The organism is Photobacterium marinum (genome assembly GCF_000331515.1).
Lineage (GTDB): Bacteria > Pseudomonadota > Gammaproteobacteria > Enterobacterales > Vibrionaceae > Photobacterium > Photobacterium marinum.
The window spans coordinates 199620-222839 of sequence record NZ_AMZO01000006.1 but is presented as its reverse complement, the minus strand read 5'-3'; the positions used below and the strand labels follow the sequence as shown (position 1 = coordinate 222839).

At 45.4% G+C, this 23220-nt stretch carries 17 protein-coding genes and 1 pseudogene; 10 read left to right on the top strand and 8 right to left on the bottom strand.

Annotated features, from left to right (window positions below; genetic code table 11):
• Positions 1 to 50 precede the first annotated feature (50 nt).
• Positions 51 to 851: a xanthine dehydrogenase accessory protein XdhC gene (xdhC, locus tag C942_RS05555; RefSeq protein WP_007463423.1), complete on the top strand. Its 801-nt coding sequence runs from the start codon at positions 51 to 53 to the stop codon at positions 849 to 851.
• Positions 848 to 2137, top strand: coding sequence for a nucleobase:cation symporter-2 family protein (locus C942_RS05550; RefSeq protein WP_007463421.1), 1290 nt, complete (start codon positions 848 to 850; stop codon positions 2135 to 2137). The genes xdhC and C942_RS05550 overlap by 4 nt, the downstream gene beginning before the upstream one ends.
• A 64-nt stretch (positions 2138 to 2201) precedes the next feature.
• Here C942_RS05550 and C942_RS05545 read toward each other — a convergent pair whose 3' ends face one another.
• Complete coding sequence (locus C942_RS05545) at positions 2202 to 3251, bottom strand: alpha/beta hydrolase (RefSeq protein WP_007463419.1); 1050 nt, start codon at positions 3249 to 3251, stop codon at positions 2202 to 2204.
• A 539-nt stretch (positions 3252 to 3790) separates the two neighbouring features.
• Here C942_RS05545 and C942_RS05535 point away from each other — a divergent pair.
• Positions 3791 to 4252: a tetratricopeptide repeat protein gene (locus C942_RS05535; protein ID WP_007463415.1), complete on the top strand. Its 462-nt coding sequence runs from the start codon at positions 3791 to 3793 to the stop codon at positions 4250 to 4252.
• A 156-nt stretch (positions 4253 to 4408) separates the two neighbouring features.
• Here C942_RS05535 and C942_RS05530 read toward each other — a convergent pair whose 3' ends face one another.
• The 5 genes from C942_RS05530 to C942_RS05510 all read right to left on the bottom strand — a co-directional run bounded on the left by C942_RS05530 (position 4409) and on the right by C942_RS05510 (position 11099).
• Positions 4409 to 5179: an ABC transporter permease gene (locus C942_RS05530; RefSeq protein ID WP_007463413.1), complete on the bottom strand. Its 771-nt coding sequence runs from the start codon at positions 5177 to 5179 to the stop codon at positions 4409 to 4411.
• Positions 5172 to 5804: an ABC transporter ATP-binding protein gene (locus tag C942_RS05525; protein ID WP_007463412.1), complete on the bottom strand. Its 633-nt coding sequence runs from the start codon at positions 5802 to 5804 to the stop codon at positions 5172 to 5174. The genes C942_RS05530 and C942_RS05525 overlap by 8 nt, the downstream gene beginning before the upstream one ends.
• A 193-nt stretch (positions 5805 to 5997) precedes the next feature.
• Complete coding sequence (locus C942_RS05520; protein ID WP_007463410.1) at positions 5998 to 8655, bottom strand: M14 family zinc carboxypeptidase; 2658 nt, start codon at positions 8653 to 8655, stop codon at positions 5998 to 6000.
• Positions 8656 to 8664: 9 nt separating this feature from the next.
• Positions 8665 to 10104, bottom strand: a complete 1440-nt coding sequence (locus tag C942_RS05515) for an ATP-grasp domain-containing protein (RefSeq protein ID WP_007463409.1) — start codon at positions 10102 to 10104, stop codon at positions 8665 to 8667.
• Positions 10101 to 11099, bottom strand: a complete 999-nt coding sequence (locus C942_RS05510; RefSeq protein WP_007463407.1) for an ATP-grasp domain-containing protein — start codon at positions 11097 to 11099, stop codon at positions 10101 to 10103. Before C942_RS05510 ends, C942_RS05515 begins: the two co-directional genes overlap by 4 nt.
• Before the next feature lie 180 nt (positions 11100 to 11279).
• On the opposite strand from C942_RS05510, the gene C942_RS05505 reads away from it, so the two are divergent.
• From C942_RS05505 to C942_RS05495, 3 genes are all read left to right on the top strand, one after another.
• Positions 11280 to 12398, top strand: coding sequence for a M20 family metallopeptidase (locus C942_RS05505; protein ID WP_007463405.1), 1119 nt, complete (start codon positions 11280 to 11282; stop codon positions 12396 to 12398).
• Between the two features lie 515 nt (positions 12399 to 12913).
• The gene (locus C942_RS05500) at positions 12914 to 14140 is read left to right on the top strand and encodes a response regulator (RefSeq protein WP_007463402.1); all 1227 of its coding nucleotides are present in this window, start codon (positions 12914 to 12916) and stop codon (positions 14138 to 14140) included.
• 369 nt (positions 14141 to 14509) lie between these two features.
• Positions 14510 to 16342, top strand: coding sequence for an ABC transporter ATP-binding protein (locus tag C942_RS05495; protein ID WP_007463400.1), 1833 nt, complete (start codon positions 14510 to 14512; stop codon positions 16340 to 16342).
• On the opposite strand, the gene C942_RS24305 is transcribed toward C942_RS05495, so the two are convergent.
• Both C942_RS24305 and C942_RS25725 read right to left on the bottom strand, forming a co-directional pair.
• Entirely contained in the window at positions 16298 to 16693 is a 396-nt protein-coding gene (locus tag C942_RS24305) for a hypothetical protein (RefSeq protein WP_051035732.1), read from the bottom strand. The two genes, C942_RS05495 and C942_RS24305, sit on opposite strands and share 45 nt — an antisense overlap.
• A gap of 263 nt (positions 16694 to 16956) precedes the next feature.
• Positions 16957 to 17079 (bottom strand): annotated as a pseudogene (locus C942_RS25725) (helix-turn-helix domain-containing protein); the annotation flags it as partial.
• Between the two features lie 1225 nt (positions 17080 to 18304).
• On the opposite strand from C942_RS25725, the gene C942_RS05485 reads away from it, so the two are divergent.
• The 4 genes from C942_RS05485 to C942_RS05470 are packed head-to-tail and all read left to right on the top strand — an operon-like array spanning position 18305 to position 22759.
• A complete protein-coding gene (locus C942_RS05485; protein ID WP_007463394.1) occupies positions 18305 to 19162 on the top strand; it encodes a hypothetical protein in 858 nt (285 codons plus the stop codon).
• Between the two features lie 15 nt (positions 19163 to 19177).
• Positions 19178 to 20320 carry a cysteine desulfurase family protein gene (locus C942_RS05480; RefSeq protein WP_007463392.1) on the top strand — a complete coding sequence of 381 codons (1143 nt, stop codon included), beginning with the start codon at positions 19178 to 19180 and terminating at the stop codon, positions 20318 to 20320.
• Entirely contained in the window at positions 20317 to 21534 is a 1218-nt protein-coding gene (locus tag C942_RS05475) for an MFS transporter (protein WP_007463390.1), read from the top strand. The genes C942_RS05480 and C942_RS05475 overlap by 4 nt, the downstream gene beginning before the upstream one ends.
• Positions 21506 to 22759 (top strand): ATP-grasp domain-containing protein, encoded by a 1254-nt coding sequence (locus C942_RS05470; protein WP_007463389.1) that lies wholly within the window; start codon positions 21506 to 21508, stop codon positions 22757 to 22759. Before C942_RS05475 ends, C942_RS05470 begins: the two co-directional genes overlap by 29 nt.
• The last annotated feature ends 461 nt before the right edge of the window (positions 22760 to 23220 follow it).

The window sequence follows — 23220 nt, the reverse complement described above, 5'->3', positions numbered from 1 at the left end:
CCATGCAGATCTGCTTTTCTATTTAGGCTAACGGACTCAAGGATTTTGCTATGCCTGATGATAACTGGATATACGAACTCGCCAGTTTTTATGACCAGGGTCTGGCATGTGTGATAGTCACAGTGCTGGAAAACAGGGGCTCGGTACCAAGAGATATCGGGGCGAAAATGCTGGTCACCCAGGATTCTGTTATTGCTTCTGTCGGTGGCGGCCGACTGGAATTCAAGGCGATAGAAATTGCGCGGGAGATGCTGGAGGAAGGAGAAAACCAATTAAAACTGGAAACATTCAACCTCAGTGCCCGCCTCGGACAGTGTTGCGGTGGTATCACGACACTGAGTTTCGAACCAGTCGTCCGAAACCACTTCCATCTGGCATTATTTGGAGCAGGGCATGTAGCCAAAGCACTGATAAAAATCATTTCAACGCTGCCATTTCAGATCACCTGGATTGACTCGCGCAGCCATGTGTTTCCCGAACATATTCCAACAAGTGTGACAAAGTCGGTCAGTGATGATCCGGTTACCGAAATCAGCCAAATACCGACTGCAAGTTACTATCTGGTAATGACCCACAACCATCAGCTGGATTTCGAGATCACTAGAGCCATTCTCAAGCGCAATGACTTTGCTTATTTCGGTTTAATTGGCTCTGCGACCAAATGTGAAAGATTTCGTCACCAACTCAGCCAGAGTGGTTTCAGCCAGGAGGTAATAGATAAGATAACCTGCCCTGTCGGCCTTAATGCAGTCAAAGGCAAGCATCCGTCGGAAATTGCCGTCTCAATTGCCGCTCAGCTGATCGTTCATTACCAAAATCAACCTCAACACCAACAAATAAGCGACAAATGAAACTGCTTTATGGCCTCAATGATCTCCCGCCTCCCGGCCAGATGCTCATACTGGCCATCCAGCATCTGCTTGCATCTATTGGGGGCATCATGGCTGTTCCACTGCTCGTCGGCAGCGCCATAGGCCTTCCCTCCGACGAAATCATTACCTTAATTAATGCCTCGCTACTGGCATCTGGTATCGCAACCATCATTCAAAGCCTTGGCCTCGGCCCTATCGGGATCCGCCTGCCTGTCGTCATGGGCTCCAGCTTCGCCTTTATCGGCGTCGCCATTGCGATTGGCAAGGATGGTGGTGCCAACGGCATTATGGGAGCAGCACTTGTCGGCTCACTGATTGTCATAGGAGCAGGCTTCTGCATGGATAAAGTCCGCCAGTTGTTTCCCACACTTGTAAGCGGTGTCGTGGTCACTCTCATCGGCCTGACTATCCTCCCGGTCGCCGTCAACTGGATCGGCGATGCACCGGCCACCCATGCCGAATTTGCATCTATACCTAAACTGGCGCTGGCCGCCGTATCGCTCACCATTGTTATTCTTGTTTCGGTTTTCTGCCGCCAGACAGTTTCCGCAGCAGCTATTGTTACCGGCCTGGCAGGAGGCTATTTAACAGCACTGATAACAGGAATGGTTGAGCCGGAAGCTCTTTTCCAAACACCCTGGTTCAGCAGACCGGAGCCCATGAAATATGGTTTCTCGTTCTCCGTCGAAGCCGTTATCGCGATGAGCCTGGTATATCTTGTTGTGGTCGCTGAGGCCGCCGGTGACTTCATTGCGCTGGGCAACAACTGCCATGTTTCCGTCAGCGGCCGAGACCTTAAACGGGGAGTTACTGCCGATGGCCTGGGAAGCACCATTGCTGCACTGTTAACAGCAATGCCGCTGGCCTCTTTCAGTCAGAATGTCGGTATCGTTGGCATTACCGGCGTTGCCAGCCGATATGTGGTTGCCACCACCGGCGGATTGTTGATCTTAGCCGGCTTCATCCCCAAACTGGCCGCTCTGGCCATCACCATCCCAAAACCTGTTATTGGCGGAGTTGGCCTGATAATGTTTGGCATGATTGCCTATACCGGAATTCGGATGCTGATAAAAACCTCAGACACCAAACGCAACGCGCTGGTGATCTGTACCGGTCTTTCGGCGGGTTTATCGGTAACCTTTGAGCCTCGGCTGGTTCAGCACCTCCCCGATACCCTCAGCCCCTTGTTTCACTCCGGCATTACCACAGGAACAATCATTACCATGTTGCTAAACCAACTCCTCCCAAAGTCACCGGAATCATAAATTACAGCCATCTTTAATGACAAAAAGCGCGATAATCGCGCTTTTTGTCTGAAAATGCCGGATATCAATCTGACAATCGCTTACCATTACAAAGCGAATAGAGTCTGCTGTCTTTTCCATATCGACCCTTGGCAAAATCTCTCAGATAGTGGCAGTTCAGCAGGTGACCAGCCCCTTCCTTAAGATAGATCTGCCCGGTTGTTTTCTTACTGCCACCATTGATCACGCCGATACGGGCAACAAAGTCTTCATCATTAGCAAAGTGCTCACAGAAAGGCACATCATACTTAGTTCGATCCTGGTGCCATGGTGACGGGAATTCCGTATGTGCAGATGCAAAAGTGTAAACTTCCAATTGATCCAACAATGGATCGCCGGGGTGCTCATCAAGCAGCATACCGATCACATTCGACATAATGATGCCCCCCTGCGAATGTGCAATAACAACCACTTTGCACTCTTTCCTTCCAACAGACCCGGCATCTTTCATGTTTGCTTTGATTTTTAACAGCTGCTGCCAAATTTGCTCTTTAGCAGAGTGGGCTATTTCCGTTTTACGGCAGCTACCCCGACCGTTAAGTACCTCAACCAAATCATGAATAAAGCCGTTTGTCGGATTATGCAGAGCAGTAACAGGACGCTTAAAAATATCACTGATCATACGTGCATTAACCCTGGCCATATCCTCGTTGGTACCGATTCCGTTAAGGAAAAACCAACTTTCATTAGGTGTTTTATGGCTATACTTGCGACCTTCCTGAGGAAGCAGGGGAACAATCTGATCTTCTTTATCATCAGGCGTTTCATGATCAAAAAAGAAATTCAGCACAGCTTCCTTATGACTCAACTTACTGTCGTAAGATTTACTGTTGAGCTCACTGTCTTCCGCATAAAATGGACTCAAAGGATTACCCCCAAGTACTTTGTGCAGCGAACTGATTTCTGCCAACCCCTTCTGGAATTCAGTGAGCAGCTGCTTAGGTTTTGGGAGCCTGTTCTCCATGGAGGTTGCCGCTTTCTTCAGTCCGGCCCACCACAAATATTTAACTATCTTCTCCCCCATCCCTCTTACATATTCACTCTTACTGTTACCTTTTTCAGCCATGAAAGTCATACCTTTTTCCCTGTCAAAAAAGAAAACGAACCCGACTCATGGTGTAGTTCCGACACCAATAATCAGCGTACTCGTCAAAAAGTATAGTTAACACCTTGATTTCCGCCTGCTTTAGCTGAATACAAAACCAGAATCACAACATAATTGTTAACAGCGTCACGTAAGGTAATACGACATCGAATAAGTTGATCAAACTGCATCATTAAAGGCAGAAACAGCCAACCTGGACCATTAACACCGCTCAGGAAGCGCCAACAAGGCATTTCCACCACTAATTATTAATTTCATACTTATTCAAAAACACCCTCTCGGAGTAACATTACACCTTTCAGGCTGGTCAAAAAAGCAACAAACAAACCACAAAAGCGTGATGGCGATCACGTTTTTGGGGTTTGTTAACCGACTGAATTAAAGAATAAATAAAAAAATTAAAAAACTAGCATGTTGATTTATTATCAATTTTCAATAAAGGTGCATTTATTTAATGTGTTCATTTGTTCTGTTATTTTAATTTCTCGCTTTTAGGGGATGGATAAATCATGTCGAATAATGCACAAGAATTAAATCTGGCGGAAATTGAAGATCAGCTGCTGACTACTTCAATTTCAACTGAACTATTGACTACATTAAAAGAGTCTTCTGTTGAAAATGCAGAAGTTACTGAATTAATGTATCAATATTACCTAGGCTCTAATGACTATAAGAATGCGATCTATTTCTTAGAGCTGGGTGATAAGTTCAATGACAGCTACGCACAGCTGTGTCTGGCTTCGCTGTACCAGCAAGGCCAGTACTGCCCTCAGGACGACCAGCGCTCTCTGAGCCTGTTCGAGAAAGCAGCACAGAATGGTGAAGCGGAAGCACAGTACCAAATTGGTGCTACTTTATTACTTGACGGTAATAACCAAGAAGATATTGAGCAGGGTCTATATTGGCTGAATGAATCATTCCTGAATGGTAATGATGACTCAAAAGAACTGCTTGATAATTTTTACGCTTAATCAAAATATTATTAATTAGAAGACAATACAAAATACAGACTTAAATAAAACTAAGTTATTGTATTTATTCAGTCTGCCTGATTATTAAGAAGAGGGATTCATTATTTAATGAGTCCCTCTTTCTTTTATGTTTATAAACTTAATAATTTTAATTACTTATATTACCAGCTGACCATAACGGTTAAATGCATATCGACTAACCACAACCAGGGTTGTGGCAACTGACACTGCCGCAGCCATAAATATCGCTACCATTATCAGCAGTTGGTATTTCACTGCCAGTATAGGTTCTGTGCCACCAAGGATCTGTCCTGTCATCATTCCCGGCAAACTGACAATACCCAGTGTTGCCATAGATGCCAGCTGTGGTGACAATGCCGCTCTGACAGCAACCTGAATAAACGGCAACACAGGATTGGGCGCCCCAAGAGCCAGGTAAAACTGATACTCGTTCTGCTTATCCTTCAGGCCGCTATACCAGCGCTCCAGAGCCAGAACATTAGCGGTCAGGCAGTTACCCAGCAGCATACCGGCAACCGGGATCATGTACTGCGCCTGCCACCAAGGCTGCGCCTGAATCACACCGGCCAATAACAGCGGCAACACCAACAACAAAGCTGCAAGATGCCCGATGATCACCGCAGGTAGCACCTTTTTCACCTTCACTTCAGCCCGTCGGCAGATACTGAAACCGGCCACTAATATCATCACAGACAGCCACAATATATTCAGGCCCGGACTCTGAAAGGCAAATAACGCTTGCAGGTAAATACCAACCACCGCCAGTTGCAGTGTCATCCTCAGCGCAGCTTCAACCAGCGAACGCCCTAATCCCAACTGCCAACGATGAAATAACAGTAAAGGCAATAACAACAAAAGATAAAAGCCACCTAGTGCAAAATTGCTGATCTCTAACGCGCTATTCATGATGGCCACCCATCTGATGCTGATACTGGCAACTTTCCAGCCAAACCGGATCATGAGATACCGATACAGAAATTCTCGGCTCGGCTGTCAACAGCTCTATAACCCTGTCGCGACTGGCCGGATCCAGTGCCGATGTTGGTTCATCCAATAACCATACAGGCCGCTCCATCAACCAAGCCCGCGCAATTGCCAACCTTTGCTTTTCCCCGCCGGAGAGCTGAGAGATCAGCTTATCAAGGCTATGCTTTATTGCCAGTTGCTCAAGGATACGCTGACACTGAACATCACCCGGTGGCTGTGATGTCATAGCCTTAAGGTGCCAAGGTAAGCGAAGTACCTGACCAACAGTCTCCGCCCCCATTACCGGCTGTTGCGGTAAATAACAGAACTGCTGTCGCCACCATTTAAGCGAATCAACATCAATTGTTTTTCCCTGCCAGCTAAGTTTTCCGGTGGCAGGCGGCTGTAAACCAGCCAACACCAATAACAAACTGGTTTTGCCGCACCCTGACGGCCCTGATATCGCCAGATGCTGCCCTAGCCTTAACTGGCGGGTCAAATGCTCATGCGCACTATGCTCAAAACCAGAACCTAAATCATTGGCAGTCAGTATCTTGTCTTCCATATTCTGACTCTCATTCATACAACTACCCAGGAATATGCCCTACACTGCCAGTGTACGAGCCCTATTTTTATGATTCAAATTGATGATATTTCTATTCATAATTGATTTGATTAATACCAACCAAATATGCAAACAAAAAGCCGCCCGCATCATTGCGAACGGCTTTCAATTTTACGAACAGATCTTGCTGATATTAATCTCCGTTGCGGTAGCGCTTTTCTATCTCATCCTGAGCTTCAAACTCATCATAGACAACTGGCGTTACCTCATCGGCACTAAACTTCAGCGTTGCCGGTACAGAATAGTTCGGCACATTGTCATAGCTGAACACAGAGTAATATTTCGGGATATTAGCGTTGCCAAAGCGATCGAAAGTATAGCCGTCTTTACCCGCATATAACTTCACGCCGTCAAACGGTGAACGCGGTGGATGGAAGCAGTTTCGAACCACATAAAAACCGACAAAATCGTCCTCTTCCACATGATCCCAGGCCAACTTCACCAAACCATCCTGTAAGGTTGCCTGCAGGTTCTGTGGGGTCTCGAGCGGCTGCTTACGGCGTTCAATATACTCAATCACTAACTCGGGCCGTTGCTCGCTATCAAGCGAATGCCAGTTGACCAGCGCCTGTTTCTGGCGGGATGAAGACGTAGCACGAATGATTAGATTCACCGTCTTCCTCTCGCTGTGGAACTGCTCAAGGTGCTGCCTGGCCGAACTGTCGAACATATATAGCTGGCGCGGTGTTTTAGCCAAATCCTCGCTGCTGACTTCATAGCCGAGGAACTCGATTTTTTCGCGTTGTTTAACGCTGTCATAATCGGGATTCTCAAGCTCAGCGATTTCAACCGTAAACCGCATCGGCTGAGCCTCTTCCGGCAATGACTCGCTTTCAATAGCAAAGTAAGCCTGGGTGATCACTATATCTTTGGCATCACTGATACAAGACAGCGAGAACGCCATCTGTCCGAATACAGTATCCCCATGTTCATCAAAACCACATTGCAGCACACCCTGCTGAGGCTCGTTGCGGCTGATGGTATGGCAGTCTGTTGCCGCCAGGGCAACATGGTACGGGCGGCGGGTATAGATAAGATCCAGGCACGGCCGATAATGGATACCACCGCCGAAGCGACCATAACCAATATCGAACTGCATCATCTGGGAGTCATTACACAGCGGCAGATGATCCGGCCCCTGTATCCGAAGCAATAAGCGTCCTTTCTCCAGTTGATCCTGAACCAGCTGCTTCTCCATCGCACTGAAGCGCCAGTTCTTCCAGATCCCCTGAGTTAACTGATCGGAATCGATCGCATTCCCCAGAGTTTGCAGCGGTGTCGCCGCCTGGATCTCATCAAAGTTAGTAATATCGCTGATATCGTCCGGATTGAGGATCGAGACCGACCACTCACCATAGTTTTCAATTTTCGCCCCGACACGGTTCATCGGATACAGGGAGAACACCGCATCCTTGATGATCGCGTCCGATGGGATCCGATCGATATTGAAATCAATAACGCCGTAGCAGATCCCTTTGGTCTTATTGACGCCGATAAACAGCGAGTTATTGCCGAAATGCTCTGCATTATGCGCTTTTGTCAGCTCACCGACATAACCCGCCTGTTCCGGATTAGGGAACAGGGTAAAAGCAAATTCATCTTTTTCCAGGTTGGTCTTGATTTTCAGCTCCGGCGCAAACGGTGATTTGATCCGGCTGACCCGATCCACCTTACGCAGGTTGTAATAATAGCGGTGTCCGGACTTGAGCTGTTTGTCGGTATATTCATTCTGGGAAGTAATGGCGATCAGGTTTTCTCTTGTACAGTGATGCTTAGGCGATTCACTGCGGTAAACCTGATAGTAACAACCATCATCTTCGCTCTGATGATCCCAGCAAAGCACCGCCTGATTAGCTGATACGTCCTTAATGGTGAAGTTTTCCGGTCTTTTCGGCGCAAGATCTGAATAGTTTATCGCTGTTCCCAGCGCATAAAGCAATGCAGGTATATTTTCATCCACACTTTGCGACATATTGATCAGGTAATCCGGGATATTCCGGCTGCCGACTTCCACAACAGAAGACAAGATACCGCGATCGTAATAGTACTCACGGCCACTGCCGTGGATCAGGTTTGCCGGCGGCTTACCACGGTGGATACCGTACTGTCGCTTAGTAACCTTGTGGATCTCATTGGCCATGTTGGCACAGAGAATATTCAGATCTGTACCTTCAATCTCAGCCTCATGATTGAATTTATGAGCCGGGAAGAACACATTACCCTGGGAGTGGTAATCCAGCGCAATCCGGATATTGTCATGACTTTCCACAAAGCGCTTAATGGCCTGGGTCTCAGGCTCAGAAAACGCCTCAGGACCACCGTATATATTCGAGCGGGTGTCTTTTGACTGGCGGAAATTGATGCCGAAGTTACGGTTCAAATCCACTCCGAACGTACCGTCTCCATTGTCACGCCGATTCTTACGCCAGAACGAAAAGTGCTGGCGCGAGTACTCGAAACCGTCCGGATTGAGGCAGGGCACCATGTACAGCGTATTTCGGGTCAGTGCTTCCACCACATCAGGGTTGCTGGGGTAATTATCCAGCAAATGCTGGATGAAGTTTACCGCCAGTTCGATACCAATCCATTCTCTGGCGTGAATCGTTCCGGTATACAACAAAGCCGGTTTGAGATCGGCATAGGCAACATCCTGAGAGACCGTTACCATCATGATTGGTCGCCCTTCATGGGTATCACCGATACTTTGCATCCGAATCAGGTTCGGGTACTTCTCCATGGCCTTGGAGAGTAAATCAATCGTCTCCTGATACGACAAATATTGCTTCTTCATCGTTAATCCTTAACAAATCAATTCGCATTCGCTCCAGTTACTGAGGATAGCCTCAAGTTTCTTCTGTTTCAGATTTCTGAAACCAGTTAACTGTTGTGGTTCCTCATTCAGCGCATGCAACGTCCCTTCCACACCGAGCGTTTCAACAATTTCCTCTGCCAGTGATCCCCCTATTCCGCGCACCCCGCGAAAGAAAGCCACCAGCTCTTCCGGTTGTGGCAACACTGGTGTTTCTGTCGAGATCTGGCTGGCTTCTTCAGCTAAATCGCAACAATCTTCAATACCGCTGTCAGGCTGCTGGCTCTGGACTTGTTTTTGTTCAGTCGTACCTTTATCCGCTTCCTGCCGTTGAAGATAAGGGTTTGCCCCTCCGGTCGGATGCATACCCTGGAAGTTCCAGGCTTCACTTGGCCACTCTTCTCCTGAAGCCCTGGCAACCCGATGCAAAGCATAGTGCTCATCAGCTGGCGCATATTCACCGGTATCAGTTGAATAGCTGGCATGGCCGAAGGCAATATGGCGCATAGTACGAAGTAAAGATGAATCGATCTTGCCTATTTCTTCCCAGTTACGTTCAGCAAAGTATGGCTTAGTGAAGTGATCCGGAGCCATTAACCACATTAGGTACTGGCCAATCCAGTCACGGATATATGGGAAGGCGGCAAAAGCAGTCGCACACTCAAGGATCGAATACTCATCTTCAGTGCTGACCGCGATATCACAGGCCCAATATTCCGCATTTGCGGCTTTGGATACCCGCACAGCCAAATCCAACACCCCCTGAGGAACATCTTGGTAATCCATGCTGCCACCCTGGCTGGTATTGGTCAGCCACTCGCCTTCCGGCGGACGACGCCAGAAAGCACAAACCGGCTGATGGCCTACCAGCATCACCCGAATATCGGCCTTCATCGGCACGAAATCCTGAATGTATGCCGGGTAATAACGACGCTCAGTAAACAGACGTTCAGCCTCTTCGACGCTATCTATCTTATGAACGAAGTAACCGCCATAGTTTGACGGGCCGTAAGAACGTTTGACGATCTTGGGATAATCAGTGCTGCGCAAGAATGCCTGCGCTTCATCCGGCTGATAGAAGATCCGGGTTTTCGGGATCGGCAACTGATACTTTTCACAGAAGTGGGTGACGTTTTCTTTCGATTTATTGCTGAACTGGGTATCCAACGACGGAATAAACTTCACCTCAGGCAGCTCGCGAGCAATCTCACGGAAGGTTTCGTAGGCGGTGGCAGGAATATTACCAATCAGGACTTCGATCTTTTTACGCTTCACTTCATTGATGAAACGCTGCTTATCATTTCCCCAGTGATAAACGACCTGCTCGATCTTGTCTGGCCAACCTTTGAAATTAGATTTATCAAAGAAACGTAAAACATGATCAAGGTAGAGCATACCGATTTTCGGCAAAGGCTGCTTTGGAGAAATCATAGTACTTTTTCCTTAACGACTGAGCTTGAAGGGGCTGCAACTTCTGCAGGAGAGAATTCCATGGCTGACACTTCCGGGCGCACTTCGTCACGACGAGTAACGGTTCGCTCCATCAGATCAACCAGGTAAGCAATCTTGGTATCGTTGAAATTCAGGCCGGACTGTTCCTGATCCGGCGTCGCAAAGGCCGGAATACCATTCACTTCCAGCACCACATATTGTTGATGCTCGACATCATAAATAATGTCGACACCGGCCACTTCGAGCCCGGTTGCCTTAGCGGCTTTCTGCGCCAGCTCGATCACTTCCTGTGACGGTTCACGAAGGAACACACTACCGCCACTGGTGATATTGGTTTTCCAGCTACCAGGGCCAGCTTTGCGTCCATAACAGGCAACATACTTGTTATCGACAATGTCGATCCGATAATCAGTGAAATCGTTTTCAATTACCCGCTCAAGATAAAACTGAGGAGCGCCCTGCTCAGAAATATAAGGTTTAAGCAGATCCAGATCCCGCTCGTTTTCCAGCTTGATAATGCCCCGGCCACCCCAGCCATTAACTGGTTTGCAAATCGCTTTACCGTTCCAGAACCGCAGGTGCTCTTTCAACTCTTCGATATTGTTCTTATTACAAACAATGTGATCGGCTGTCGGTATGCCATGAGTTTTCAGAAGATGCGCAGTGCGAAACTTATCTTCTGTCAGTTCAAAAGACTGATAATTATTGATGGTCGGTATCATACTGCTAAGGGTCTGATACAGATAAACCTGAAACGGCCCCTGCTGCCCGGCGTTATAAGAGAAGAACAAATCCAGCTCTTCCATCGCATGGCCGTTACAGAAAATACTGCCGTTATTGGCCGACGCGTTGTTCAGGTCCAGCCCCGTAATTGCTTCAATGTTTCTTTCATTCAGCTTTTCCACAATCTTGCGCTCAATCTCTGTTCCGCCAGAGTTCTGATACATCCATAAACCGACACGATGGGGGGCCATGATTTACTCCTTAATCATCCGCACTTCAAAAATATGCCACGTGGGCATCCAAACGATTTCAAATCGGTATTAATATAGTTGCACATCATAGTGTTGCGCATTAGCAAGAACAGTGACCTGGGTGGAAATTCTCATCGACAAATGGGCGTGAATCGCAATTACATCGGAAGGAATCAAATTGTGAAACGTATCGACTTTTCAGACTTAAAAACGCTGGTTGAAATTAACTCATGGACTCAAAACAAAAAAGGCGTAGATGCCAATGGCAAACTAATGCAGAGCTGGCTGGAAGAGCTCGGCATGACGGCAGAGATCTTCCGGCGCGAGCGCATAGGTAACCATCTGTTACTAAGCAGTCCGGTCGTCGGTAACACACCCAGATTATTGCTGATAGGTCATTTAGATACCGTCTTCCCGCCAGATACTTTTGAGGGATTTCGCGAAGATGCAGAGTGGGTATACGGTCCGGGCACCTGTGATATGAAAGGCGGTAATTTTGTTGCCCTGTCAGCACTTCGCAACGTCTTTGAACAAAGTGGCAGCATTACCAATATCGACTTTTTACTGGTAAGCGATGAGGAAACCGGCAGCGACGACAGCAAACTGCTGACCAGCAAGATCGCCAGCGATTATGACGCCTGTATTGATTTCGAAGCCGCAGGGGAAGATCACGAGGTAGTTAATGGCCGCAAAGGAGTCGCAACCTATTGTATCGAACTTAAAGGCGTCGCAGCCCACGCCGGCAACCACTACGCCAGCGGAAAAAATGCCAACCTGGCGGCAGCAAAATTACTGATCACCCTGACAGCCCTGACAAACCTTGACCTCGGCAGCACTGTGAATGTCGGTTTGATTGAAGGCGGCACCAGCACCAATACCATTTCACCTTACGCAAAAATAATGGCCGAAGCCCGCTTTGCCGAAGACGGCGAGCAACAACGGATACTGGAAGCCATCCCGGCTCTGATTGACCAGCATGGTGTCGAAGGTGTCAGCGCAACCATCAGCGGCGGCCTACAGCGCAATGTCATGATGCCATCCAGAGCCCAGGCGGAATTTATCAATACCCTGGCTGATCTGCTTGGCTACCCGCTGAAAACCGAACAACGCGGTGGAGTCAGTGATGCCAACGTCACAGCCGGTGCAGGAGTACCAACCCTTGATGGCTTTGGCCCATTTGGTGACGGTGACCACACAGAATTCGAGCGCGCCTCCAAACAGAGCTTCGTCCGGCGGATTGATGAAGTGACTAAAATCGTTCACCATTACAATCAACATCACGGCAACCAGCATCACTGATTTAGCCGACATTAACGACACCAAAGCCCGTCAGATATCGGCGGGCTTTTTCTCTTCACAAAAAAATAAAAAAGGAAACGTTAATTATTTTAATAAAATTTCCAGAGATTAATCTGAATAACAATATAAATAACCAGGGATTAAATATCCCAACCAAAATAATTAGAGTTATTTCCCGTCAATACGACAAAATAATGACACCACTTAAAAACCTAACACCTAATTTGTCACTTATATGTTATTAAACCAATGGCTTATTGATGTAAACTTATACGCAACCAGCACAATATACACTCAACAAACAAAGCTTCAAAAGTGACAATAACTTATATTAACCACATGAAATAAAAGGGATTTGACTGGCAACCAAAGCAAATATATAGCAGTAAATCCAATCAATCTGCTCCAACCAATTGAAAATAAGAAGTTCATCAATTGTATCTGTCAAAAAAATGTCCCATAATGCGCCTTTCATTCGGATTTAGAATGAAGTAATGCCCATCAGGTAATGGTACATGGATAATAAAATATTAGTCGTTGAAGATAGCCGACCTTTCCGACGCATTATTGAAAGTGAATTAAGAAAAGCAGGATATACACCTGTTCTGACCGACAGTATTGCTGAAGCTGAAAAAGTACTGGATGAAAGTACTGACTTTCTGTGCGCAATTCTCGACTATTGCCTGCCTGATGGCCAGGACGGTGAAATCATCGATGTCTGCCTGTCGATGGATATCAAGGTTATCGTTCTGACGGCACTGATGGATGACTTAACCCGTGAGCGAGTGCTTGCTAAAACGGTTATTGACTATATTCCCAAAGACAGCCCGACCTGTATCTCCAGCATTATTCCGATCCTCAACCGACTGAAGCGAAATAATGAACATAAAGTTCTGGTTGTTGATGATTCAGCAACCGCACGCCGTTACCTCCGCAGTTTACTGGAACGCCAATACCTGACAGTCATAGAAGCCCGCAACGGCGATGAAGCGCTAGAGGTCATCAACAAAGAAAATGATATCACCCTGGTCATTACTGATTATTCCATGCCGGAGCGAGATGGTGTCAGCCTGGTCAAAGAACTGCGAAAAACTTTCCAACCCCGACAACTAGCTGTAATTGGCCTGTCAGCCAGTGATGAAGCTTCACTAACAGCTAAATTTTTGAAAGCCGGGGCAAACGATTTCCTAAAAAAACCATTTAATCAGGAAGAATTTTACTGCCGCTTGCACAGTACCCTGAACTTCCTTGACTCCGAGCGCCAACTCTATCATCTGGCAAATCAGGATTACCTGACAAAGACCTGGAACCGTCGTTACTTCTTTGAACACCATCTGGTGAAGAATTTCAAAGGACCGCGATGCCTGGCGCTGTTGGACATCGACTACTTCAAAGTACTGAATGATACCTACGGCCATCATATTGGAGATCTGGTACTCATTGAGCTGGCTAATACCCTGCAGCAGTATTTCCCTGATGCCCTGGTAGCTCGATTCGGCGGCGAAGAATTCTGTATCCTCTACGGCAACTCAGAAGACATTTTCTATCGTCGCCTTCAAGCCCTGACTCAGGATATCGCTGATACCGAGCTGACGTTGTTTGGCAATGCCATCCGTTATACTGTCAGTACCGGTGTTGTTAACGGCGATGCCAATATCCATGAGCTGATACGTCGCGCGGACAAATGCCTCTATCAAGCTAAGTCAGCCGGCCGCAACCAGATGGTACAAGAAAGCAACTGAGCCAGAGCCACGACAGGTGGCTTTTTATTACCTACTTTTCCCTACCTTCCATCTTGCCAATACGCCACAAAACGCATAATTTTCTTTTACGCAATGTACAGGCGAAATAATACTAGCCCGATACCAAAAAGTAGAATCAGGCAAGTTTCAGGCAGAATTGGTACTTAAGAAGTCTCCAAGTCAAAGATAAAATAATTGCCAATAGTGGATATTTTTTACCCAATGGCTTCTGATAAAGTAGTGCCATTCCTTTTGTGCTATGCCTGTTTCTTATAACCAGCAACGCAGGCATAAACACCTCTCCTGTTAACAATAAAGACATGGCTCTGAGAAGCCGATACCTACAAGCTCAACCGGAATCATCATTCTATGTATAAACTGTTTGAAAAGCTGGCTTCAGCATTTCCGCACCATGAACCCGAACAGCCGCCCGATAACCTGTTTGCGTTCCTGCGCCACTACACAAGGGGCTTTGAGTTGCCCCTCATCGCAATGGCAATCCTGAGTGCCCTCATCGCCATCGTTGAAGTCTCCCTGTTTGGCTTTATGGGCCAACTGGTAGATTGGCTGGCCTCACACAATCCCGACACCTTCTGGGCTGAAGAAGGCGGAAAGCTAATGGCGATGGGGCTTGTGATAGTCATTATCGTGCCGCTGCTGATTACCCTTCACTCGCTGATTGTTCATCAAACTCTGCTGGGCAACTACCCGATGTCAATCCGCTGGCTGGCACACCGTTACTTACTGCGCCAGAGCATCTCTTTCTACCAGGACGAGTTTGCCGGACGCATCGCCACCAAAGTGATGCAAACAGCCCTGTCGGTACGTGAAACCGTAATGAAACTCCTGGATGTGCTGGTTTATATCACGGTCTACTTCGGCTCCATGCTGGTAATGATTGGTAAATCCGATTACCGCCTGATGCTGCCGATGCTACTGTGGCTGGGCGCTTATATCGCTATCCAGTTTTTCTATGTGCCGAAGCTGAAACATGTTGCCACCGAGCAGGCCGATGCGCGCTCGATGATGACCGGGCGTATCGTTGACAGCTACACCAACATTTCAACGGTCAAACTATTCTCCCACACTAATCGCGAAACCGAATACGCCGAACAGGGCATGAGTGGTTTTATAGATACGGTGTACCGCCAGATGCGACTGGTCACCGGCTTTAACCTCTCGGTCGAAGCCATCAACTACGGACTGGTCTTTATTATTACCGGCCTGTCTATCTGGCTATGGACAAATGCCGCCATCACTATCGGCGCTATCGCCATTGCGGTCAGCCTGGCGCTGCGCATTAACGGCATGTCGAAATGGATCATGTGGGAAGTCGGTGGTCTGTTCGAAAACCTCGGTACCGTAGTAGACGGTATGAGGACTCTGTCTAAGCCGGTTGCAATTGAAGATAAACCTAATGCACCGGAGCTGATTGTTAATCATGGCGGGATCAAGTTTGATAATGTCAGCTTCAACTATGGCGAAGAAAAAGCTGTTATTGAAAAGCTAAAACTGGATATAAAACCCGGTGAAAAAGTTGGTCTTGTCGGCCGCTCCGGTGCGGGTAAATCAACCATGGTTAACCTGCTGATGCGATTCTATGACGTTGAATCCGGCACCATCAAAATCGACGGCCAGAACATAGCAGATGTCACCCAGGATTCACTTCGCGGACAGATCGGCATGGTAACTCAGGACACCTCCCTGCTCCACCGTTCGATCCGTGAAAACATCCTGTACAGTAATCCGGATGCAAGTGAAGCCGATCTGCTCAGGGCAACAAAACAGGCTCATGCCCATGAGTTCATTACCACATTAACCGACCCGCATGGCAATACCGGCTATGATGCACAGGTCGGCGAGCGTGGAGTAAAACTGTCCGGCGGACAGCGTCAGCGCGTAGCTATTTCCCGAGTACTACTGAAGGATGCTCCGATCCTGATCCTTGATGAGGCAACCTCAGCACTCGATTCTGAAGTTGAAGCCGCAATCCAGGAAAGCCTGTACCAGCTAATGGAAGGCAAAACAGTAATTGCGATTGCCCACCGCCTGTCCACCATCGCCGCTATGGATCGCCTCATTGTCATCGACGATGGCCGAATCATTGAGCAAGGTACCCACCAGGAACTGCTGGAAAGAGACGGCATCTACGCCCAGCTATGGGAACACCAGACAGGTGGCTTTATCGCCAGCGAAGTCTAGCCACTTGTAGCAATTCAATTTAAGTATCAGGCTCCCTTTGCGGAACCTTTTTTTATGGGGGTGCTGCATTCTCTGATTATTTGCCCCCCCATCTGCAGTGATGGTTTTAAAAGATAGCTTCGCTTTATTGATAAGTTTGATCACACGTTTGTTTAATGAATAGGTTTCGTCAAGTTGCCCAATAAGAGTATTATAGCCAGAGAGCCGTTCAACGAGTGTAACGATGCAGTGTTTGGTACCTCTCCCACAATGGTATTGATCTCCTATGTGCTTGGCGGTTATACGGCCACAACTATCTTTGGAACGATAGCGTTTCGACGTGTTTTCGATGCTTAGCGCAGGTGCTTCCATAGCAGATCGCCTTGCTTTCTATTGCTCCAAATATATTGGTAGAGGGTTTCATGACTCATCGTAGGTATCTGGTTTAGTTTGAGATAGCCAACAATTTGTTCCGGACTCCATTTGATAGCAAGTAAGGCGTCTACCATGACAAAACTCAAAGTGCTGAACTGCTGGTTACGGCGTGAGCGACTTCAGCGAGTAAATACTTTGGTGTTGGCAATAGCTGGTTGGTAGTAAGCGCTATGACGATTATCTCTGGAGTTTCTCTTAACCTCTCGATAGATGGTACTTTTGTGACGGCCAAGTGCATTCGTAATTTGAGGAGCTCTTAGTCCTTGCTTTCTGAGTGCAGAGAGCATATACCTTTCATTCTCAGTGAGTTGTTGATAATTCATAGCTTTTCACTTCCTAGCGGGAGTAAAGAGTAATGATAGTCACAACTCACTGTTTTTATTTCAGCGAATGTCACACTTACAATTTGAATCCAAGGCATATATTCAACAGCTAACCAAAATAAAAATTCGCCTATAATTATTGAGCTCGGTATTAATGGAATAATAGAGTATTATCTGAGCGATTCAACAGAGCCTAGAAACCAAGAAAACATAGATCAATATAATCAGGAAAATATAACAACCTACAAAACACACCTACTCATACTGTACACCTTGCTCTAGTAGGTATATATATTAAATCCCGTATACGGCTTAGCTATGATGCAATCAACTTGCGCATTATTTTGTAGTCGAACTTGATATTAAGTTTTATGATGACAATCATCATATTTAAGATTTTTACGCTCAATTTTTTAAGGAACTATTAACTGCAAACCCCTAGTTTTATTACCTCATTAATTTGATTTTTCAGCTTTCAAACTATATCTATATTGAGAATTAACTTCTGAATAAACGAGTCTGGACACTGCTAAAAAATTGTATTGCATTAAGAAAATCATCGGGTTTGTCGCAAACTAGAGTGGTTGGTTATGACCTTCACTAATATTCATCATTTCAAACATTAAGACCATCAAATCCACAGGCCGCCACTCCCAAGTATCACTCGCAAACATTTGAAACTAAAGAGATACATTCAGTTACTAGCATCATTGTTAACCACTCAACTTTGAACCGATGGGGCATTAAATACGTCCTCTTACTGGAGAACGGTTGGTTGGATGCTCAATGAAAGTACCTGTCACGTTGTCGTGAATCTGAGCTGACTCAGTTTTCTCACAAAACTGGTAAGGTATATAAACTTCAGCCAATGTATTTGAACTCGAAAATACATTAGACGACTTTAATATGTGAACACCAAATGACCGACAGTTACCTTGATAATCAGGATTAAAATTTCCATCCATCAAGTCAAATTACGCAATTTATCTTTCATCCCGATTTAGCTCTCTGAACTTATTTACATGAATTGCTTATATACAATATTATCATTTACAAAGTTCATTTATATATAATATTCTTATTTACAAATGTTACATATATATAGTATTGTTTTTAAGACATATCAGTCAGAGATAGAGTAATAACTAGCCCATCTTGAAATATATTCGTTCCGTATACTCGAGAACTAAGTACAAATCTGGGTTTTCCAACCCAAGGAAAAAGATTGAATAAATCCAAGGTTCCACAAATGAAAAATTATTATCAAACGCTTTTACAACAGATCGAAAACACATTAGATTTTGAACCTAAAAAGCCGGTCATTGTATATCTTGAAGCAGGTCATTTTAATCCAGCTTATGGGGCAGATGATTTCGCAAAAAATAGCTTATCTGATGCCATTCAATTTGGTACAAAATTAATCCAACAATATGGTAAAAAAATCCGTATCGTATTTGGCATCCTAATTGATGATTTAGGGCTGCAATGCGGCAGCGATGTTTGTGAGATCAACGCCAAACCAGCTGACACCGATAATACCCTTCCTCAAGAGATCGAAAGCATACTTGCAACTAGCAAGCTGATAAAAAGAGACAGGCTCTTACTTTTTTCAGAAAAAACGACTAAAAACCGCGCCATAAATCGACTCAAGAAGCGTTTAACTATAGGCGATAGCTCTATTCGTGTACTCACCCCCTCCGATGACGGGAAATCAAAAATCATGATGAAGTTAAACGAAACGGGTGAAGAAATTCTATTGAGCAATAAGCTTGATCATGTCTTTGGTATTAAGTGCCCTGGCATCATGGGACAGCACTATGATGATGTCTTATCTAAGTTGAAAGAGCGCTTTTTTGAGTCTTCCGTGTTTCACATCATTGACTGGTCAGAAATCATGGATGAAACAAAGGTGACGCATGGTGCCCGTGCATTTACAAACGTATTTAACACGTACGCCTCACCTAACGTCTTATCGGCAAGTGTCACGAATATTTTTTACATTGACGATGAAGGACTGTTAAGCAAACTCAACCATGAGGCTGCAATCACCTCTCCAGATTCACACATCACTTCAATTGCATAACGGAGAGAACTTGACATGTTATACCTAGACTATAACGCAACGACACCTATCGACCCATCCGTGCGTATGGCTATGCTTGATTGTATGGAACATAACTTCGCCAACCCTGCTTCAAAGACTCACATGATGGGGATCCGAAACGCGTTACTTTTAGAAGAAAGTCGTGAAGTTATTGCTGACCTTATCGATGCACCAAGTAACCACATCTATTTTACCTCGGGTGCTTCCGAATCAAACAACATGGTGCTAAAAGGTGTCGCCGACCACTTTTTGGGTTCAGAGCCTGTACATTTTATTGTGAGTGAAGTCGAACATAAATGTATTCTGAACCAATGCGAGTATTTAAAAAACAAAGGGGTTGAGATTAGCTACGCACCAGTAAACTCAAAAGGGCGTGTCGAGCTTGATTCAATTACTGCACTTGTTAGACCTGAGACTAAATTGATCTCCGTGATGGCGGCAAACAATGAAACGGGCGTATTGATGCCTATAAACGAAATCGCCCAATACTGCCAAGACAACAAAATACTTTTCCATACTGATGCAGCCCAGCTAGTTGGTAAGATGCCGTTTTCAGTGCAAACGACCCTTGTGGACTTCGCCAGTTTCTCATCACATAAATTTTATGGCCCTAAAGGGATCGGTGGCCTCTATTGCCGCAATAAAGCTATTTTGCTGAATAACCCACTTATACATGGTGGTGGTCAAGAATATGGATTACGTGGAGGGACGAGTAATCTACCGGCAATTATTGGGATGGCGAAAGCAGCCAAAATAGCGAAAGAACGCGTTGATAGCGACAGCAAAAAGCAAAAAGCGCTCAAGATTAAACTCATTGAAAACCTCAAGCATAGCGTACCAAACATAACGGTCAATGGCTGTACTTCCGCATCTTTGCCTAATACGCTGAACTTCTCTCTGTGCGGCATTAAATCGAGTTTTCTCATGAGCAAGCTCAAAAATAAAGTTGCGTTGAGTAGTGGATCGGCATGTAACTCTGAACAACAACTAGGTAGTCATGTGTTAAGCGCGATGGGGTTGGATGAAGATCAGATACAAAGTTCCATTCGATTGAGTTTTGGACGAGAGACTACAGCTGAAGAGCTCGATTCAGCGCTCCAACATCTCACTGAGATCTATCAGTTATCGCGCTCATGAGTTACGTTAATTCACTGTTGCTCGTTCGGCTGTTTACCATGCTGGCCGAGCAAATGATGGTATTTCTGGTGCCTTTTTATGTCTATAAACTCACAGGAAGTGTTGCAGCCTCTGGTCTTGCATTTGCGGTTGAGTTTATCCCTAGACTCGTTGGCGTTGCCATTTCACCCAATGTTTTGAATCGATGGAAAGAAACCTCAACGCTTCGTGTACTTGAAGGGTTAAAGTGGTGCGTGTTGCTCGCCTATATCTTCTTACTGACGTTATTTACCGAGCAAAACACGGCTATTGTATTTCCACTGATTGCTGGTCTCTTCGGCTTTTTGGCTGAGCTGGCCTTTCCTGTGCTTGAAAAACATTTGGGTTATGTGAGCACACACATCTCAGGTACCAGTAAAGAAAGTATTTTTTCTAAGCAGCAATCGGTCGATACCGTTGCGATGGCGTTAGGGCCGGTCATTTCTGCACTGCTTGTTGGTTTTGCTTCACATGTTCAGATGCTGATTCTATTTTCTATCTTGCAGTTTTCCTCTTTTGCTTTGCTGACTCTCGCCATGAAAAGCAATCAGAAGAAATTGGCACAGATCGAGCTGCCAACGGCACAAGAACAAAAAGCTTCTTTATACCAGGGACTCTGTTTAATTCGACGTGAGCGACGCCTTTTTGAGGCTTTTGTAATTGGTTTTTTGCTCAATTTAGGATTGGGTATCTTGCTTCTAAGTTCCCAAGACTATTTGGTAAAGCGACTGGGAGTCGCTGGCGAGACGTTCGGCTTATTGTTAAGTCTTGCGGGAATAAGCTGTGCAATCACGTTGTTTTACATCGATAAAATCACGAAAAAGGTGCGCTTAAAAACGCTGAGTACCTTCTGCATGTTGGTCAGCGCACTCATTTTAGTCATCATCGGCACAACGGGTAGCTTCTATGTTTACTGTGTGATGTTCATTCTGTTTTTTATTTCAGACAATATCTTTGCAGTCTATATTCGCACCCTGCGCTCAGCGCTTTTTGATGGCAAAAATCTTATTTCGGTGCTGGGCTGTATGATCGTGCTTTTCTTACTGGCATTTCCATGTGCTGGAATCCTTGCCTACTTCCTTGGCGACTGCACCGTCGATATTACCCTCCCAGCCATTGCGCTATTAATTTTTGTCACCGCATTCATTTTTAAAGGAATTAAATACCATGAAAATCGCGCTACTCACCTTTCATAATTTTTTAGATCTCGATATTGCGAGCTATTTCAGTGAATTTGAAGCTGAACTTTGGATATTTACTAGCAAAGCCAATGACAATGCCTCCTCGCTTGCAAGGGTTTCAGAGTGTGCCAAAAGCGTGCGCTGCTATGACAATTACATGAACAATGGCCTTGTTGCACACGACATTCTCGATGAACACAAAAACGAACCATTTACGCATGTACTGTATTTGGGAGAAGATGATGTATTACGCGCGACTCGCGTGGCCAATTACCTTGGACTCCCTTCACATTGTTTCGAAACAGCCCTTGCGTTTAGAGACAAGTTCATTATGAAGAGCCATCTCAGCACATGTGCTGAGATTACTCTCCCGGCGTTTACGGCCATTCAATCCGATGTTGCATTGATTGAGTTTGTAAACCAAGTTGGCTTTCCGGTTTTTGTTAAACCAAGAACCTCTTCAGGCTCCATGTTCGCAAAAAAAATTGCCAACCTTGCCCAATTAAGAAACTTGCTCGAAAACGATTTATCGAGTCGTTTGCAAGATTGTGAATATCAGAGTGACCTAATTGCTGAATCCTATATCGATGGGGACATGTATCACGTTGATGGTTTCATCGGCACTAATGGTGAAATTGAATGTCTATTTCCGTCCAAATACCTGTCGAGTAATCTTCAGCTAGAAGAAATTAAACACAATCATACACTGATGTCCGTTATGTTAGATCGGGAAAACCCGTTTTATGAACGACTCATCGAGCAAACAACGCGTGCACTCTATGCATTGCCTAAAATTGAGAATGTTCCGATTCACGCTGAGTTTTTTGTAAAAGAAAATGGTGAAGTTATTTTTTGTGAGGTAGCTTGTCGCACCGGTGGTGCAGGTGTTAATCAAGCTATAAAGCATGCAACTGGTTATGATTTAAATAAACGTTATATTAATGCACAACTTAGCTTTCCCCTCCCCAAAGTAGAGGCCTTCCCTTTGATTGGAGGTTGGGGATTAATTAACCCAAGTAACCATACTCTCCCTATTGTGCCAACAGCTCAAGATTTTGATTTTCTATCTGAAATACAGTTTTTCTATGAGGCCGGTAGCCGAGTAAACAACAAGGAATTTAGTGGCTCGAAAGTAGCTAAAGCCATCGCAACTGGGGACACAAGCCAAGAAGTACATGAGAAATTGACGCGAGCTTATCAGCTGTTCATGGAAAAAAGCCAAGCCTACGAAGAATACTAAGTGGAATAAAGAGGCTGGGGTGCAACGGAACGAAAAGATATGATATATGATTTTGTTGTCATCCCTGATATCAAGTCAGAACATTTACTGTAAAAGTTCTGACTTAACCTGACAGTTACCAACGTTAAAATGGTGGCTGTCAGGTTAAATTCGGTTCAAACATTTCTCTTTTGATACCATTTACCATCTTCAAGTGTAGCCTTCGTCATTTAACAGAACCCCCTTCCCTTGATGCGTACGCTCATTATTGCACTTTTCAAACCAAGCATTTAAATCAGCTGAAGTGCACCAATATCACCGTAAAGTTTCTTACAAAAAGTGACCTAATCAAATTCATAAATACCGTTTGTTTGGGGATGCCTAACCTTGGTTTTAATGTTTAATATCATTTATTACAATGATAAAACTGATAATTATTTTGTTCCACTTCACCACAATTTTTATGCCAATCCCAGGCAGAA

Coding starts and splice junctions, on each gene's coding strand:
- C942_RS05475 (WP_007463390.1), top strand. CDS start 20,317: ATGAGTTACGTTAATTCACTGTTGCTCGTTCGGCTGTTTACCATGCTG.
- C942_RS05510 (WP_007463407.1), bottom strand. CDS start 11,099: ATGGCCCCCCATCGTGTCGGTTTATGGATGTATCAGAACTCTGGCGGA.
- C942_RS05480 (WP_007463392.1), top strand. CDS start 19,178: ATGTTATACCTAGACTATAACGCAACGACACCTATCGACCCATCCGTG.
- C942_RS24305 (WP_051035732.1), bottom strand. CDS start 16,693: ATGGAAGCACCTGCGCTAAGCATCGAAAACACGTCGAAACGCTATCGT.
- C942_RS05535 (WP_007463415.1), top strand. CDS start 3,791: ATGTCGAATAATGCACAAGAATTAAATCTGGCGGAAATTGAAGATCAG.
- C942_RS05525 (WP_007463412.1), bottom strand. CDS start 5,804: ATGGAAGACAAGATACTGACTGCCAATGATTTAGGTTCTGGTTTTGAG.
- C942_RS05520 (WP_007463410.1), bottom strand. CDS start 8,655: ATGAAGAAGCAATATTTGTCGTATCAGGAGACGATTGATTTACTCTCC.
- xdhC (WP_007463423.1), top strand. CDS start 51: ATGCCTGATGATAACTGGATATACGAACTCGCCAGTTTTTATGACCAG.
- C942_RS05500 (WP_007463402.1), top strand. CDS start 12,914: ATGGATAATAAAATATTAGTCGTTGAAGATAGCCGACCTTTCCGACGC.
- C942_RS05530 (WP_007463413.1), bottom strand. CDS start 5,179: ATGAATAGCGCGTTAGAGATCAGCAATTTTGCACTAGGTGGCTTTTAT.
- C942_RS05545 (WP_007463419.1), bottom strand. CDS start 3,251: ATGACTTTCATGGCTGAAAAAGGTAACAGTAAGAGTGAATATGTAAGA.
- C942_RS05550 (WP_007463421.1), top strand. CDS start 848: ATGAAACTGCTTTATGGCCTCAATGATCTCCCGCCTCCCGGCCAGATG.
- C942_RS05495 (WP_007463400.1), top strand. CDS start 14,510: ATGTATAAACTGTTTGAAAAGCTGGCTTCAGCATTTCCGCACCATGAA.
- C942_RS05515 (WP_007463409.1), bottom strand. CDS start 10,104: ATGATTTCTCCAAAGCAGCCTTTGCCGAAAATCGGTATGCTCTACCTT.
- C942_RS05470 (WP_007463389.1), top strand. CDS start 21,506: ATGAAAATCGCGCTACTCACCTTTCATAATTTTTTAGATCTCGATATT.